Annotated in this window: 11 protein-coding genes, 1 tRNA gene and 1 pseudogene; 3 read left to right on the plus strand and 10 right to left on the minus strand. The window is 72.9% G+C overall.

Annotated features, from left to right (window positions below):
• Positions 1 to 5 precede the first annotated feature (5 nt).
• A complete protein-coding gene (locus CIW48_RS05260; RefSeq protein ID WP_149309684.1) occupies positions 6 to 1,265 on the minus strand; it encodes an ABC transporter substrate-binding protein in 1,260 nt (419 codons plus the stop codon).
• A gap of 337 nt (positions 1,266 to 1,602) precedes the next feature.
• Here CIW48_RS05260 and CIW48_RS05265 point away from each other — a divergent pair, with 337 nt between their 5' ends.
• The gene (locus CIW48_RS05265; RefSeq protein ID WP_149309742.1) at positions 1,603 to 2,628 is read left to right on the plus strand and encodes a cyclase family protein; all 1,026 of its coding nucleotides are present in this window, start codon (positions 1,603 to 1,605) and stop codon (positions 2,626 to 2,628) included.
• Between the two features lie 29 nt (positions 2,629 to 2,657).
• Here CIW48_RS05265 and CIW48_RS05270 read toward each other — a convergent pair whose 3' ends face one another.
• The 6 genes from CIW48_RS05270 to CIW48_RS05295 all read right to left on the minus strand — a co-directional run bounded on the left by CIW48_RS05270 (position 2,658) and on the right by CIW48_RS05295 (position 8,576).
• Complete coding sequence (locus CIW48_RS05270) at positions 2,658 to 4,646, minus strand: SDR family NAD(P)-dependent oxidoreductase (protein ID WP_149309686.1); 1,989 nt, start codon at positions 4,644 to 4,646, stop codon at positions 2,658 to 2,660.
• An 87-nt stretch (positions 4,647 to 4,733) separates the two neighbouring features.
• A complete protein-coding gene (locus CIW48_RS05275; RefSeq protein ID WP_149309688.1) occupies positions 4,734 to 5,585 on the minus strand; it encodes a DUF1206 domain-containing protein in 852 nt (283 codons plus the stop codon).
• A 119-nt stretch (positions 5,586 to 5,704) separates the two neighbouring features.
• The gene (locus CIW48_RS05280; protein ID WP_012318792.1) at positions 5,705 to 6,046 is read right to left on the minus strand and encodes a hypothetical protein; all 342 of its coding nucleotides are present in this window, start codon (positions 6,044 to 6,046) and stop codon (positions 5,705 to 5,707) included.
• Positions 6,047 to 6,094: 48 nt separating this feature from the next.
• Positions 6,095 to 6,652 (minus strand): Uma2 family endonuclease, encoded by a 558-nt coding sequence (locus CIW48_RS05285; RefSeq protein WP_149309690.1) that lies wholly within the window; start codon positions 6,650 to 6,652, stop codon positions 6,095 to 6,097.
• A gap of 149 nt (positions 6,653 to 6,801) precedes the next feature.
• Positions 6,802 to 8,016 carry a M23 family metallopeptidase gene (locus CIW48_RS05290; RefSeq protein WP_149309692.1) on the minus strand — a complete coding sequence of 405 codons (1,215 nt, stop codon included), beginning with the start codon at positions 8,014 to 8,016 and terminating at the stop codon, positions 6,802 to 6,804.
• 92 nt (positions 8,017 to 8,108) lie between these two features.
• Complete coding sequence (locus tag CIW48_RS05295) at positions 8,109 to 8,576, minus strand: peroxiredoxin (RefSeq protein ID WP_149309694.1); 468 nt, start codon at positions 8,574 to 8,576, stop codon at positions 8,109 to 8,111.
• Between the two features lie 183 nt (positions 8,577 to 8,759).
• Between CIW48_RS05295 and CIW48_RS05300 the strand changes: the two genes are divergently transcribed.
• A complete protein-coding gene (locus tag CIW48_RS05300) occupies positions 8,760 to 12,209 on the plus strand; it encodes a DUF3971 domain-containing protein (RefSeq protein ID WP_149309696.1) in 3,450 nt (1,149 codons plus the stop codon).
• 34 nt (positions 12,210 to 12,243) lie between these two features.
• Here the strand turns inward: CIW48_RS05300 and CIW48_RS05305 are convergent, their stop codons facing one another.
• Both CIW48_RS05305 and CIW48_RS05310 read right to left on the minus strand, forming a co-directional pair.
• On the minus strand, positions 12,244 to 13,848 hold the full coding sequence (locus CIW48_RS05305) for a TROVE domain-containing protein (RefSeq protein ID WP_149309698.1): 1,605 nt from the start codon (positions 13,846 to 13,848) through the stop codon (positions 12,244 to 12,246).
• Between the two features lie 358 nt (positions 13,849 to 14,206).
• Positions 14,207 to 14,271: transfer RNA gene (locus tag CIW48_RS05310), tRNA-Ser, on the minus strand.
• 604 nt (positions 14,272 to 14,875) lie between these two features.
• Here CIW48_RS05310 and CIW48_RS05315 point away from each other — a divergent pair.
• The gene (locus tag CIW48_RS05315; protein ID WP_091776086.1) at positions 14,876 to 15,163 is read left to right on the plus strand and encodes a helix-turn-helix transcriptional regulator; all 288 of its coding nucleotides are present in this window, start codon (positions 14,876 to 14,878) and stop codon (positions 15,161 to 15,163) included.
• 24 nt (positions 15,164 to 15,187) lie between these two features.
• Here CIW48_RS05315 and CIW48_RS05320 read toward each other — a convergent pair.
• Positions 15,188 to 15,286, minus strand: a pseudogene (locus CIW48_RS05320) (ferredoxin--NADP reductase); the annotation flags it as partial.

Here is a 15,286-nt window from a genome sequence, read left to right on the forward strand (position 1 = left end):
CCGGCCTACTGGACCGCCGGCTTGACCGCAGGGGGCAGGATCATGGCCCCGTTGGCGGTCGCCGCCGGCCAGATCGCCACCTGCTTGCCGTTCTGCCACTGCCCGAGCACGCTGGTCATCAGGCCGGGCCCGTACTGGATCGAGTGGGTGAACGGGTCGTCCTTGCCGTAGAACTTCAGGTGGCCGACGGTGCCGACGTAATCGGTCTTCTCCAGGGCCTCGACGAGCTTGTCGGCCTCCGTGGAGCCCGCCCGCTTGATCGCCTCCGCGGCGTAGTGGGTCGCGTCGTACGCCATGTAGCCCGCGTAGGACGGCGCCCCGCCAAAGCGCTTGGTGAAGGCCTCGGCGAAGGGGATCGTCTTCTCGGTGAGCGCCACGCCCGGCAGCGCCACGCTGTCGAACAGCACGCCCTGCGTGCCGCCGTTGGTGTTGGCCCAGAAGGTCGAGGAGGTCGCCTGGCCGCTGATGCCGGTCATGGCGATCGGCACCTGCTGGTTCTGCCACTGCACGGTCGGCTGCACGCCGACATGGGCGATGCCGGTGACGATCAGGTCGGGCTTGGCCGCCTCGATCTTGTTGTAGATCGGCGTGAAGTCGCCCGTGTCCGGCGAGAAGCGGACGTGCTCCACCACCTTGAGCCCGGATTTCGGCAGGCATTCCTGGTAGGCGGCGTCGAGCGGCCGGGTCCACGCCGCGTCCTCGCTCATGATCGCCGCGGTCTTGGCCTTGAGCTTCTCGACCAGCACCTCCTTGGCCGAGTCGCAGACCGCCTGCGCCAGGGCGTGCGAGGTCAGGTAGCCGTGGAAGGTGTACTTGTTGCGCGCGTAATCCTTGTGGACCGCGACGCTGATCTCGTTCGAGGCCGCGCCCGGCGTGATCATTGGCGTCTTGAGCCGGGCCGCCCAGGGCATCAGCGCCAGCACGACCTCCGAGATGTAGCTGGCGATGACGAGGTTGACCTTGTCCTCGGAGACCGCCCGCTGGAAGGCCCGGACCGCGTCGGAGGCGGAGGACTTGTCGTCGTAGGTGACGACCTGGATCTGGCGCCCGTCGATGCCGCCCTGGGCGTTGATCTCGTCGGCGGCGAGCTGCACCGCCTGCGGGATCGAGGCCCCGGCCACCGACTGCGCCTCGGCGATCACCCCGATCCTGATCGGATCCGCGGCTCGCACGGGCCCGGCGGCGACCAGCCCCGCCGCGACCAGCGCGGGCAGCGCGCGCCGAATCGGCGCAATCCGGGCGGCGGCGCGCACGGTCTCGGACATCGGCGTTCCCTCATCCCAATGCCCGAATTTTATATTCGCGGGCTTGGCACGAACTGTACCCGCGCTCCGACGGATCACAAGGGGCCGATCGGGACCGGCCGGTGACGTTTGCACGGAGTCGTTTTCCCCCTGGACTATCGCCGCGCGCCGCCGCGTCCTAGTCTCGCAGCGGCCCTGCGATGCGCGGGCCCGGTGGCCTCGAAGAAGGGCACGGTCTGGTGAGGAACGCACGCTCGGCCGCGGCCGGGGTTCGCCCCGGACCGCGGCCCTGGAGGCTTGGGGAACGATCCGTTCCGTGGCCGGCCCCGAGGGGGCAACGGGCGACGGGATCGCGCGCATGAGCCTGCGCTGGACCCGGCGGCCGGAGGGCTCGACCTGGGGGGATTTCGGCCCCGACGACGAGTTGGGGCGCCTGAACTTGCTCACCCCCGAAAAGGTGCTGCAGGGCATCGCCGAGGTGCGCGCGGGCCTGACCTTCTGCCTCAGCCTGCCGCTGGACCTGCCAGGCGGCAACGTCCTGAACCCGCGTCGCCACCCGCCGCAGATCACCCCCACCCGCCGCGCCGACGGCCGGCCGAACATGAACTTCCCGGTCTGCGAGGAGGTCGACGGCGCCACCGACGTGGTCTGCGACGACCGGGCGCTTATCCACCTGCAATACTCGACGCAGTGGGACTCGCTCGCGCATGTCGGCTCGCTGTTCGACGCGGACGGCACTGGGGCGGCGCCGACCTTCTACAACGGCTTCCGCGGCGGCCGGGATATCGTCGGGCCGAGCGCCCCGGAGGCGGCGGACCAGCCGTCCCGGGCGAAGCGCCTCGGGATCGAGCGCCTCGCCGAGACCGGCATGCAGGGCCGGGCCGTGATGATCGACCTGCGCGCCCATCTCGGCGACGCCAAGACCAAGGTGGGCTACCACCAGCTCGCCCGGATCCTGGAGGCCGACGGCGTCGTGGTGGAGCCCGGCGACATGGTCTGCCTGCACACGGGTTTCGCCGAGCGGTTGATCGCCATGGGCGGGGACCCGGACCCGAAGCTCGTCCACAACCTCTGCGCCGGGCTCGACGGGCGGGACCCGCGCCTCCTCGACTGGATCACGCGCTCCGGCCTGTGCGCGCTGATCGCCGACAATTACGCGGTGGAGGCCTACCCGGCGGGCCCCGGCCCCGCCTGCTGCGCGACGCTGCCGCTCCACGAGCACTGCCTGTTCAAGCTCGGGGTCAATCTCGGCGAGCTGTGGCACCTGACGCCGCTCGCCGACTGGCTGCGGGCCCGCGGCCGCAGCCGCTTCCTGCTCACCGCCCCGCCGCTGCGCCTGCCCGGCGCGGTCGGCTCGCCGACGACGCCGATCGCGACGGTGTGAGAGCCGCGGCGGCCTGGAAGCCGCCGGGATCAGCCGAGGGCGAAGGGTGCGGCGTCGGCGTGCGGCGGATCGCCGATCGCTTCCACGGCCTCCTGGGGCGGCCCGGGACGGAGGACGGCGCGCTCGCGGAAATGCGGGATGGCCGCCTCGAACACGGAATCGGCGGCTGCCCGGTCACCGGCCGCCACGGCGTCGCGCAGGCGCGCCACCCAGGCGTCGAGCCGGTCCCGGTCGGCGAAGACCGGCCGCGCCGCCATCACCCCGTCGATGCCCGGCAGGGCGATCCGGGGCTCCTCGCGGGCGAACAGGATCTCGTTGAGCCGCTCGCCGGGCCGGGCGCCGGTATAGGCGATCTCGATCTCGGTGCCGGGCTCGAAGCCGGCGAGGCGGATCATCCGCTCGGCGAGGTCGGCGATCCGCACCGGCTGCCCCATCTTGAGCACGTAGACCGCGGCGCGCTCCGCGCCGCCGCGGGCCTCGCCGTCGGCATGCGAGGCCGCCGTCAGCACGAGGTCGCAGGCCTCGCGCACGGTCATGAAGTAGCGGACCATGTCGGGGTGGGTGACGGTGACCGGGCCGCCTCGGGCGATCTGCGCCTTGAACACCGGCACCACGGAGCCCACGGAGCCCAGCACGTTGCCGAACCGCACGGCGATCAGCCGGGTCGGGTGGTCCGGCCGCACGGATTGCTCGGCGTCGAGGGCCTGGGCGACCATCTCGGCGAAGCGCTTGGTGACGCCGAGCTGCGAGACCGGCTCGATCGCCTTGTCGGTGGAGATCATCACCAGGGCGCGGGCGCCGGCCGCCACCGCCGCCTCGGCGACGTTGATCGAGCCGAACACGTTGGTCTTGATGCCCTCCTGCCAGTCCCGCTCCAGGTAGGGCACCTGCTTCAGCGCGGCGGCGTGGAGCACGTAGTCGGGTCGGAACGCCGCGATCACCGCGTGCGTCCGCTCCCGGTCGCGGATATCGGCCAGCACGCCGGTCACGGCAGCCTCCGCGGCCAGGATCGCGGGGTGGCTGAGGATGCCGTGGAGCGCCGGCTCGGAGGATTCGAGCACCAGCACGGCGGCGGCCCCGAAGGCCACGGCCCGCAGGCAGATCTCCGAACCGATCGACCCGCCGCCGCCGGTCACCACGACCCGGCGGCCGGCGAGGAACGCCTCCAGGCGCGGCCGGTCGATGGCGACGGTCGGCCGCAGCAGCAGGTCCTCGATCTCGAGCGGCGCCAGTTCCGGCCCCTGCACGCCCTCGCCGAGGCCGACGACCCGGGCGAGGGGCAGGCCGAGGCGCCGGGCGCGGGCGATCAGGTCGTCCGGCGCCGCCTCAGGGACGAGGGCGCTCGGGGCGGCCACGAGCCGCCGCACCGGCTCGCCGCGGCCCGCGAGGTCGGCGACCACGCGCTCGAGATCCGGGAAGCCGCCCAGCACCGGCACGCCGCGCATGAACTGCCCGCGCTCGTCCGCGCGGGGCGACAGGATGCCCCGCGGCGCGAGCTTCTTCACCGAACCCGCCTCGATGGCGCGGATCAGCACGTCCATATCGGCCCCGCGCCCGAGGAGCAGGGTCGGGACGGTGGCGGCCCGCGCGCTCGACTGCCGAGAGCGGGTGTCCTTGAGGTAGCGGAACGCCAAGCGCGTGCCGCCCAGGAAGAAGATCTGCAGGACCCAGTAGAGCAGGATCGCGATCTTGCCGAAGAAGTAGAAGCCGTAGAGGTCGGACGAGACCAGCACCCAGTCGGTCACCAGGAGCGCCAGGGCCAGGACGCTGGCCGCGCGGACGATGCCGGCGAGGTCCTGCAGCGAGGCGAAGCGCCACTTGGTCCGGTAGAGCCGGAAGCGGCCGTAGACGAGGCCGGCGAAGACCAGGAACGGCGGCAGCAGCAGGGGCAGGGCGTGCAGGCGCTCGGCCAGCATGCCGCCCTGGAAGCGGAACAGGAAGGTGAGCACCACGGCGGCAGCGGTCGCCGCGAGGTCGTGGGTCACCATCACCGCGGTCTTGTAGAGGCGCTGCTGCATCGTGTGCCGGATGGGATGCCGCGGGGTATCCGCCGCGGCACCGGCCCTGTCAACGCGGCCCGTCCGGGGCCGGAGGGCGCGCGAGCCTCAGCCCAGAGCCCGGGCGGCCGCGCCCGCCGCGTCGTCCACCCGGTCGATGTCGGGGGCGTCGATGTGCCGGTAGCGGGCCTGGATGAGCCCGAAGGCCCCGAAGGCGGCGTGGCCGGCCGCCACGAGCCCGAGGAGGATCCAGCCGTAGGGCTGGGCGCGCAGCAGCGCGAACGCCTCGGACAGGCCCTTGGCATCCGAGGAGCGCTGGTGCCACGCCGCCGCGACGAGGAAGCCGCCGATGATCAGGAAGGCGAGGCCCCGCGCCGCGTAGCCGAACCGACCGATCGGGCCGGCCCAGCGGTCACGGTCCTGAGCGTCGAGTGCGAGCCGGTCTGTGACGTCCCCGCGCCAGGCCTTGCCGAGGAAGCCGAAGCCGCCGCCCACGACCGCGAGGCCGACGAGGGCCACGAGCCAGCGGCCAAAGGGCTTGCTGAGGAGCCACGCGGTCCCGTCATGCACGCCGTCGCCGCCGCTCATGCCCAGGCCGAGGCTGAGAGAGGCCGCGCTTGCGGCGAGACCGAGATAGAGAACGGCGCTGATCAGGTGGGCGCCGCGCACCGCGAGGCCCTTGGCCGAGGTACCCCGCCGGTCGGCATCGGTGATCCCCTCGACGAGGCGCCAGAGGGCGAAGCCGGCAAGGCCGAGGGCGATCAGACCGACGATGGCCGCGCCGAACGGCCCGGCCATCACGGCGCGCAGGGCGTCCTTGCTGTCGCCGGCCCGCCCGCCATGCCCGAGTGCCGCCAGCAAGGCGAGGCCGCCGACTACGATGTAGACCACGCCGCGGGCGCCGTAGCCGAAGCGGGCAATGCGCTCGATCGTGTTGCGACCGCCGGGAAAAGTCCTCATGGGCGGGGCCGGGCAGCAGGGAATCGGGCAGCGGGCACGGGCGGCATCCTGTCGGGCGGGACCGATCAACGCCCGGCGGCGCCCACCCGATCCGTTGCAGGCACAACCTCCGGGGCCGCCTACATCGGCGTCCGCTCGGCCCGCCCGGTGAGCGCCACGTAGAAGCCGAGCCCGTCCTGGGCCGGCAGGGTCTGCAGGCGCTCGATCAGGCCGCGGCGCTTCGCGTCGAGGAGCAGGCGCCCCGCCGGCTGGAACAGGGTCTCGCCACCGCCCTCGGGTGGCGGGTCAAGCCGGATCGCCACGGTCTTGCCCTTGGCGAAGCGGCTGCGCTCCAGCATGTCCTTGAGCGAGGCCTCGGCGGTCGCCCGGTTGGTGCCGCGCAGGTCGAGCACCGACTCGGCGTCGGTGACGCCGAGGGAGCCGCGCAGCTTGGCCGCGTAGAAATCTTCGAAATGGGGCAAGTCCGGTGCCTTGATGCTTCGCCGTTCGATCAGGTGGGGTGCGGGCGCTCAGAAGGCGAGCCCGCGGTCGCGCACCGGCACGGTGCCGTCGAGCTCCGGCAGCGTCACGGTACCGTCGAGCCCGAGGGCCGCGACGCTCCAGTCGTCGCCTTCGAGTCGCCGGACCTCGACCCGCGCCTCGTCGGAATAGACGATCGGCAGCACCGCGAGGCTCGGCACGGTCCGGTAGAAGTCGATCTTCCGGCCGCGGTCGAGGCTCATCGACGAGGGCGAGAGCACCTCGGGGACGAGGAGCGGGTCGGCGGCGTAGCCCTCCGGCAGGGGCGGCCCGCACCGCACGACCACGTCGGGAACGGGGGCGAAATCGTCCATCGCGGCGCTGAGGATCGCCAGACCCGGCATGGCGCGGCAGTCCTTGGCGTCCACGAGGTCGCCGATTCGGGGGATCAGGTTCGCGACGATCGCCTGATGCCTCTCCCGCGGCGGCGCCATGGGTACGGGCTCGCCGTCGAGCAGCTCCCAGCGCTCGTGCGCGGGCCGGCCCTCAACCCAGAGCCTGAACTCGGACACATCCATCCGCGCGTCGCGCTTCGCGGCCAGAGCCATCGCCGATCCCCACCTCGGCCGGATGGTAGCATCGCGCCGGCCGCCCGCAACAGCACCGGCAGCGCGCGCTCGCGCTTCACGGCCCATGCCAGGGCGGCCTCCGATCGCGACGCGGAGGCCTGCACGCGGCGGCCGGCGCGGCGACGGACTCAGTCGGCGCCGAGCCGGGCCGCCGCGACGGTGGCGCCGGCCTCCAGGAAGCGCTGCGGATCCACCGGCTCGCCGTCGATGCGGGTCTCGTAGTGGAGGTGCGCGCCGGTGGAGCGCCCCGTCGAGCCGACGGCGCCGACCACGTCGCCCGCGGCCACGCGCTGTCCCGGGCGCACCGCGATGCGGGCGAGGTGGCCGAACCGGGTGGTGAGGCCGTGGCCGTGATCGATCTCGACCATGTTGCCGTAGCCGCCGACGGCCTCGGCGGCGACCACCCGGCCCGGCGCGGTGGCGCGGGCGGGCTCGCCGTACTCCGCCTTCAGGTCCAGCCCGGTATGCTGGGCGAGGCCGCGGGTGAAGGGGTCGGCGCGCGTGCCGAACGGGCTCGACACGGCCGAGTGCCCACGGATCGGACGTGCCAGGGGCAGGGTGGCGGCGAGCCGGCGCAGCCGCTCGCCATCATCGAGGGTCCGCCGGGCCAGCGCCAGCCCCTCGGTAAAGCCGGCGCCGTCCAGGGCGCGGCCGTCCAGGGGGACCAGAGGACCGCCGAGGCCCGCGGCCGGCACCGCCGCGTCGAAGCCGTCCGGATCGAGGCCGGTGCGGCCGATCAGGCTGCGTAACCGCCGCACTGCGTTCCCGGCCCGGACAGCCAGGCCGGCGAGGCGCTCGCCCTGGGCGGCCTGCAGGCCGTCGAGCCGGGCCTGCAGCCGGATCAGCCCGGTTTCCGCCTCGCGCGCGCCGCGGCCGGGCAGGGGATCGAGGGCAGATCGCGGCGCCGGAGCCGGGGCCTCGGTCGGGCGCAGGAAGAGATCGTCGTAGCCCTCGCTGTGCCCCCCATCGGACCGCCCGGGCAGGGCGCCGGTGGTGACGGGCTCGGACAGCGCCTGCCGCTCAAGGTCGGCGAGGGCCGCGGTGCGCCGTTCCAGCTCGGCCTGGCGCTCCAGGGCGGCCGCGACGCGGTCGGCCAACCCCGCCTCGCTGCCGACCCTGTCGCGCCGATCGCCGTCGAGGCGGTCCTGAAGCTCACCGATGCGTGCCTCGTAGGCGTCGCGCAGGGCGGCCTGCCGTGCCACGAAGCCGGCGAGCACGTCGTCGTGGAACACAATCAGGTAGGTGGCGCCGAGCGCCCAGACCAGCGCCAGGGCGAGGCCAACGGCGAGCCAAGGAGCCGGCCGGTGCAGTATGAGACGCTCGAGGAACTTCGGAGGATGCATCGGGACGGCCCCGGGAGAGCCGCCACTCAGACCTCAGTAGGGTTAAGGATCCGTCGCGCGCCGGGTCGTCCGGCCGGTCAAGGGAAGACGCGTCAAGGCAGGGCGCGAGCAGCCGCCAGCACAGCCTCGGCATGTCCCGGCACCTTCACCTTCGGCCAGATCCTGGCAATGCGCCCCTCGCGGTCGACCAGCACGGTGGTGCGCTCCACGCCCATGTATTTGCGCCCGTACATGCTCTTCTCGACCCAAACACCGTAGGCTTCGAGTACGGTCTTGGCCTCGTCGGCAGCGAGCGGAAAGGTGAGCCCGTACTTTCCGCAGAATTTGTCATGGCTCTTCACCGGGTCCGGTGAAAGGCCGATGACCTTGGCGTCGGACTCCGCGAAGGCCGGCAGCAGACCGTTGAAGTCCTGTGCCTCAAGCGTGCATCCGCTCGTGTCGTCCTTCGGGTAGAAGTAGAGCACGACTTTGTGACCTTTGAGCGCGGACAATCCGACGCGCCCTCCGCCCGAGGCGGGAAGGTCGAAATCAGGGGCGACATCCCCCTCTGACAGCGGCATCGTGCCTTCCTTTCGGCCGATTGATGATGTGCAACCGATCTCGTGCGCGGCCTCGAGCGATTGCGCCGCGCACGTCCGAGCCAAGCCCGGAGTCGCGGCCGCTGTAAAGCGCGGGCGCGCTTCGATCCACCGGCCGCGGAGCCCGACGGCACCGTGTGCAGAGCCCCCGGAACAAAGGTCCCGATGGCGGACGAGACAACGTCGGCAGGCAGGCCTCGGGGGCGGGCGCGACGCGTGGGTGGCGTCTGCCTCGTCAGCGCCCTCGCGCTGGTGCTGCTCCTCGGCGCCGGTGTCGGTCTCGTGGCCCTGCGCCTGTCGAACGGCCCGCTGCAGATCGACGGCCTGTCGCGCCGCGTCGCGGCCGCGGTGGCCGAGCGGATCGGACCCGGCTGGAGCATCGGGCTGCGCGGTAGCAGCCTGGAACTCGACCGCGAGAACGCCCTGAGCCTCCGCTTCTCCGGCCTCGACATCCGCAATCCTCAGGGCGACCTCGTGGTGCGCGCGCCCCTGGCGCTCGTCAGCCTCGACCCCTGGGGGCTCCTGCGGCTCAACCTCCAGCCGCGCTCGATCGAGTTCCGCGAGACGCAGACCACCGCGCTGCTGCACCGGGACGGCTCCATCGCCTTCGCGGCCTCGGAGGCCAACCATCCGGCCGACGTCGCGCCGCACACGCCGCCGAGCGTGGAAGGGGTGCGGGGCAGCGTCTCGCCCCTCTCCGCCGCGATCGCGTCGATCTTCGGGATCGTCCTCGATCCGAGCGGCGTCGTCGGCGCCCTCGACCGCGCCCGCGTCACCGATGCGCGGCTGCGGCTGATCGACGAGGACGGCCACGAGCGCGCGGTGTTCGCGCGGGTCAACGGCCTGTTCGGGCGCGATCCGGTCAACGGGACCCGGAACTTCGAATTGCGGCTCGACGGGCCGCACGGCGAGTGGCGCTTCGGCGGCACGCTGCGCGACGGCGCGGACGGGCAAGAGCGCTCAGGCGTCATCACTCTCGACGACTTGCCGGTCACCGATCTCCTGCTGCTCTCCGGCCACTCTGGTCTGCCGCTGACCACGGACCTGAAGCTCTCGGCCCGCGCCGATGTGAGCCTGACGGCCGGCCGCATCCGGACCATGAACGCCAAGCTCCACACCGGCGACGGCACGTTCCTGATCGAGGAGAAGGACTTCAACCCCGTCACGGTCGAGAGCCTCGACGCGTCCCTGGACTGGGACGAGGCCAACCGGGTGATGTCGCTGACCGGCCTGGACTATCGCGGGGCCGGCAACGCCGTGCACCTCACGGGGACGTGGAAGGGAAGCCCCGCGGACGCGAGCACGACTTGGACCGCGAGTTTCGCGGGTCGCGACGCCACCTTGCGCGGGGCGACCCCGCAGGACGCGCCGGTGAAGATCGACGCCCTGGACGCGCAGCTCTCCGGCCGCGACGGCGGGATCGCCATCGACGCGCTCAGCCTGTCGGGTCCCGGCGTGAAGGGCGCGATCACCGGCACGATCGGCACCAGTGCCGACGACGGCGGCCTGACCCTCCACCTCGCCGGCCACGACGGCGAGGTCCGCACCGGTCTGCGGCTCTGGCCCGAGCACATCGCGCCGCCGGCCCGCACCTACCTGGTGGACCAGCTCCGCCGCGGCCGGATCGAGTCCGTCGACATCAAGGTGAAGATGTCGGGCTCGGTCCTGGCCGCCGCGACCCGCGGTGACCCCGCCCCGGACGACGCGGTCCATATCGACTTCCACGTCACGGACGCGGCCATCGACGTCACCGCCGACGCGCCGCCGGTGACCAAGGGCAACGTCGTCGGCGTGATCACCGGGCGCTCGACCACGGTGCGCAACGTGACCGCCGAGGTCCACGGGCCGGACGGGCGGGGGCTCGCCATCTCGGACGGCAGCTTCGTCATCCCGCAGATCACCCCGGACCGGGTCGTGGCGCAGATCGGGATGCGGCTCTCGGGCGGCGCCGACGGCATGGCCTCGGTTCTGCAGGCCAAGCTGTTCAAGAGCGTGATGAGCGTCGACCTCGAGCCGGCCACGATCAAGGGCAGCGCCGACCTGCGCGTCGACTTCCCCCTCGACCTCAAGCACATCCCCGACCTGCCGGACCTGCCGGTGACGCTGACCGGCTCGCTGGCCGACCTCTCGGTCGACAAGGTGATGGGCCGGGACCGGCTCGAATCGGGCCGGTTCAACCTCGTCTACGACCGGGGCGCCTTCACGCTGAAGGGCGACGGCCGGGTCGCGGGCGCGCCGATGTCGGTCGACCTGCGCCAGCCGAAGGTCGGGCAGCCCGGCGAGGCAGTGATCAACGTGTCGCTCGACGAGGCGGTCCGCGGCCGGAAGGGCCTGCCGACCGCGCCGCAGCTCACCGGCACGATCCCGGTCCGCGCGGTGGTGCAGATCGGCCGGCCGGGATCCGGCAAGCCGCCGATCCGGGTCGAGGCGGATCTGGCGAAGGCCGGGATCGACGGGCTGATCCCGGGGCTGACGAAGTCCCCGGGCAAGCCGGGGCGGCTCACCTTTACCCTCGTCGACAGCGGCCAGAGCTTCGACCTGCGCGACTTCGCCCTCGACGCGGCCCCGGCCAGCGCGCGCGGCACCGTCTCGATCACGCCCGAGGGCGGCCTGGAACGGGCGGACCTGACCAGCGTCAAGCTCTCCCCCGGCGACGACCTGCGCGTGAGCCTCGACCGGACCAACAGCGGCTACAAGGTCGTGGTCCGGGGCGCGGTGGTCGATGCCCGGCCCTTCCTGAAATCGCTGGGCGCCCCCGATCCCAAGGGTGGCCGGGAATCGAAGGACGCGAACCCGAGGGATATCGAGGCCGACATCCAGGTGCCCATCGTCGCCGGCTTCAACGAGGAGGCGCTGACCGGCGCCAATCTGAAGCTCTCCCTGCACGGGAAGACCCTGCGGGCCGCCAACATCACCGGGCGCTTCCGCGCGGCGCCCTTCGCCGCCACGGTCACGCGCGGCGAGCGCGGCGTGCCGACGCTCGCGGTGGACTCGGCCGATGCCGGCGCCACGCTGCGGTTCGTCGACGTGTACCGGCGGATGTATGGCGGCCGGCTCAATGCCGGGATCGGCCTCAACGACGGTCCGCAATCGGGCGTCGTGCAGATCCGCGACTTCATCCTGCGCAACGAGCCGGCGCTGTCGAGCATCATGGCGCAGGGCCCGGAGCCGACCGACACCGAGACGGCCCGCGGCCGCCGGGTCACGCCGGGGCGGGGGGCCGGCGACGTCACCTTCGACCGCATGCGCGCCAATTTCGTGCGCACCGGCACCCGCGTCGATTTCAGCGACGCCGCGATCTCGAACGCCGCCATGGGCTTCACCCTGTCGGGCTGGCTCGATACCGGCCGCGAGCGCACCGACATGACCGGCACCTTCGTGCCGCTCTACGGCCTGAACAACGTGGCCTCGCAGCTGCCGCTGCTCGGGCCGCTCCTCGGGGGCGGACACAACGAGGGCCTGTTCGCGGTCAATTTCCGCGTCTCCGGCAAGCTCGCCTCGCCGGACGTGAGCGTGAACCCGCTCTCGGCGATCGCCCCGGGCTTCCTGCGCAAGCTGTTCAGCGCCGGCGGCGGGCCCTTCGCGGACGGGCTGCCGGGCGTGCCGCAGCAATAGGACGGGCAGCCCGGAAGAGCCGCCCGCCCCTGTCTCACGCGCGGATGAAATCCGCGATTACGGCCGGTGCCGCCGCGTCGAAGCCGACCACGTCGAGCATGCCGGGATCCTCCGGGTCGGCGATGCTGAAGCCGTTGGAGACCAACCCCACGACCACCAGCTTCGCCGGAATCCCGGTCTTCTCCCGGTACGCCCGCAGCGCCTGGACCGGGTGGACCGGCCCCGCCCAGGTCTCCGAGTCCGTGTAGACCACGAACGCGTCGGCCTTGACGCCCCGCTCCAGCGCCCAGCGTATCGGCAGGCCGCAGTCGGTGGCGCCGAACGGCAGGTCGGCAGTCGCCCGCACCGCCTGATCGAGCCGCGTCGACGGCCCGATCGGCAGCGGCGTCAGCGCAGCCCCCTGGCTCCAGGCCCGGCCGCCCTCGGCGGTGAAGCCGAGCACCTGCCAGCGCTCCTCGGTCGCCGCGGTGACGAGCGCCATCGCGGCGGCCGCCTCCCGGGCCGTGAGCGTCGAGCCCGCGACCGTGCTTGCGCCCATCGAACCCGAGACGTCCAGCGCCAGCACGAGGCGCCGGCCCGTGGGCTCGACCGCGCCGAACGCCGTGTAGAACGCGGCGTTCAGCGCCTCGACGATCGCCGCCACTGGCTCCCAGGTGAGCTTGCCCCGCTGACCGCGCCCGGAGGCGTAGGTCTTCAGGGCCAGCAGCAGCGCCATCGGGTGCAGGCGCGCCCGGAGGATGCGCTCCCGGTCCGACAGGACCGACCGGACATGCTCGGTGCCCTCCGAGAAGGGCGCGAGCACCCCCGCGGCCGTCATACGCCCGAGCTGGCGCACGAGAGCGCCGACCGGCATCCGCTCGATCAGGGCCTCGTTCACTGCGCGGCTGCCCATCAGCCCGGTCGGCAGCGCCTCCCACGGCAGGCCGTGCGAGCGCACCAGTGCGGCGGCCACCGCCCCGTCGACGCCCTCCGCCTGCACCCGCGCGAAGGCGTGGACGATCCCGGGGGCGGCCTCGGTCACGGTGCCGCGGCAGATCCAGTCGAACAGCGCCTTCCGGGCGGGCTCCTCCGTCTCCGGGTGGGCCAGCCGCAGCAGGTCGCGGTGCGACCAGCCCTGACGCGTCCGGTACTTCACCGCCTGGAAGGCCAGGGCTTCCACGGGCTTGTCGGCGTACCAGCCGCCGACCGCCCGGCGCAGGCCTCGGCCCCAGCCCCGCATCGCCTCGACCGCCTCGGCGAACTGGAACAGGTGCGTGCCGGTGCGGCAGACCCGGGGCAGGGCCGCGAGCGCCGCGCGCCGGGTCGCGAGGTCCGCCGAGGCGGCGGCTAGCGCCAGGGCGAAGATCGCCGGATCCTGCTTCGGAGCCCGGCCCGCCTCGCTCACCGCCACGATGGCGGCGACCGCGCGGGCACCGTCCTGCGCGATGCACCGCTGCACCGCCGCCGCGTTCGCGGCAGTCAGGGTGCGCGGGCTCGCGTAGTACGAGCCGCCCTCGGAGCCGAGCACCAGGAAGCGGTCAAGCCGCGCCCAGTCGCCGACCGCGAAGGCGTGGCCTCCGGCGGCGTTCGGCACCGTGCCGGGGATCGGCTCCGACTGCGGCGTGGCGCGGAGCCGGAACATCTGTGCAAGCTTCGTCATGGCGGGCTCCTCTCTGTCTCTCCTCTCTCCATCGCGGCCGATCGCCGGCCGGTGGCGCGTTCCGGCGCGCGCGGTTGGGCGGGGACGCGGCCGCGGCGCGTCGTCCACCGCCGCCCGCGGGCGGCCGGTCTCTCGTGTCGTCGGGGTCGGGGTTCCGTCCGGCCGCGGGGCGGGCGTGGCGGCGACGAAGGGCTTGTCCGATGCTCTGCTTGAGCTACGGGCCTGACGGCCCGGCGGGACTCGCACCCGCACCCCTCGGATCCCGATAACCTTCGTCTTCCGGCCCGCGTCCGGGCGATGCGGGCGTGGCGTGAGGAACGATGTCTGGGCGCTCTATCCGGGCTGAGCTACGGGCCTCCCGGCCCGGCGGGATTCGAACCCGCGACCTCCCTTACGTAAGGATAACCGTTCCTCTCCGGCCCGCATCGTCGGCCGGAATCCGCGCGGTCGGCTCCGCGCTCGTCTCGCGGGGCCCTGCGGTCGTGGTGTCGGGGACGGGCATGAGCTCCGGCGACCGCGCGGCCCCCGGCGGGGATCGAACCCGCAACCTCCGCGGGACAAGCCCGCGGCGCTCTACCGATGATAACCGTCCCCTGCCGGCCCGCAGGGTCCTCGAGACGCGCTCAGCCTCTCGGGCCGAGAGCCCCGCGATACGACCGTAACGGTCGCGTCAGCCCGGGACGGGCGAACGCCGCGACGCCGATGCCGTCGTGCTGTCTCATGCCAGGCTCCGTCCGAACGGGGCTGCGGGTGACGCGGGCGTGTCGATGAGGCTCGGAGGTGATCCGTGACAGGGATAACCGAGCGTCTCCGGCCCGCGCCGGTGAAGGTCGACGGTCTGCCGGTCGTGACCGCTCACGGCGGACGGGGCGTGGCGCCCCCGCGGCACGCGGACCGCGGACGTCCCGAAGGTGCGAGACCCTCGGATCACCGGCCCGGCAGGCCGATGGCGCGGTGGATACGGTCGCGCTCGGCCTGCGTCAACCGGAAACTTGATAATTCTTTCAGTTCGGGCGATCCCGGAGCCATGATCACTGCCGCCCAGATCCGCGCCGGCCGCGGACTTCTCAAATGGACGCAAGGGGTTCTCGCGAGCCGCGCCGCGGTCTCAGTCGTCACCCTGAACATGATCGAGAGCGAGCAGGTCCAGCCCCGCACGCGGACCCTCGCGGCGATCCGCACGGTCCTCGAAGGGGCGGGCATCCGCTTCGTCGGCGACCCGCAGGAGGGCTACGGGGCGATCCTGCGCCCCGCCCCCGCGACCGGGTCCGCGCCGGCACAGAAAAGCCCGGCGCGGCGGACCGCACCGGGCTGAAACCGAACCGGCCTGTGCGGCGGGCTACTTCTCGACGAAGGCCTTCTCGATGACGTAATGGGCGGCCTCGCCGTGGTTGCCCTCCTCGTAGCCGCGCGAGGTCAGAAGCTCGCGGGTGTCGCG

The organism is Methylobacterium sp. P1-11 (assembly GCF_008329595.1).
In the GTDB taxonomy this organism is placed as follows: domain Bacteria; phylum Pseudomonadota; class Alphaproteobacteria; order Rhizobiales; family Beijerinckiaceae; genus Methylobacterium.

What these genes read in the sequence shown, in the direction of transcription:
- CIW48_RS05260 (WP_149309684.1), bottom strand. Translation starts at nt 1,265, where the DNA reads ATGTCCGAGACCGTGCGCGCCGCCGCCCGGATTGCGCCGATTCGGCGC.
- CIW48_RS05265 (WP_149309742.1), top strand. Translation starts at nt 1,603, where the DNA reads ATGAGCCTGCGCTGGACCCGGCGGCCGGAGGGCTCGACCTGGGGGGAT.
- CIW48_RS05270 (WP_149309686.1), bottom strand. Translation starts at nt 4,646, where the DNA reads ATGCAGCAGCGCCTCTACAAGACCGCGGTGATGGTGACCCACGACCTC.
- CIW48_RS05275 (WP_149309688.1), bottom strand. Translation starts at nt 5,585, where the DNA reads ATGAGGACTTTTCCCGGCGGTCGCAACACGATCGAGCGCATTGCCCGC.
- CIW48_RS05285 (WP_149309690.1), bottom strand. Translation starts at nt 6,652, where the DNA reads ATGGCTCTGGCCGCGAAGCGCGACGCGCGGATGGATGTGTCCGAGTTC.
- CIW48_RS05290 (WP_149309692.1), bottom strand. Translation starts at nt 8,016, where the DNA reads ATGCATCCTCCGAAGTTCCTCGAGCGTCTCATACTGCACCGGCCGGCT.
- CIW48_RS05295 (WP_149309694.1), bottom strand. Translation starts at nt 8,576, where the DNA reads ATGCCGCTGTCAGAGGGGGATGTCGCCCCTGATTTCGACCTTCCCGCC.
- CIW48_RS05300 (WP_149309696.1), top strand. Translation starts at nt 8,760, where the DNA reads ATGGCGGACGAGACAACGTCGGCAGGCAGGCCTCGGGGGCGGGCGCGA.
- CIW48_RS05305 (WP_149309698.1), bottom strand. Translation starts at nt 13,848, where the DNA reads ATGACGAAGCTTGCACAGATGTTCCGGCTCCGCGCCACGCCGCAGTCG.
- CIW48_RS05315 (WP_091776086.1), top strand. Translation starts at nt 14,876, where the DNA reads ATGATCACTGCCGCCCAGATCCGCGCCGGCCGCGGACTTCTCAAATGG.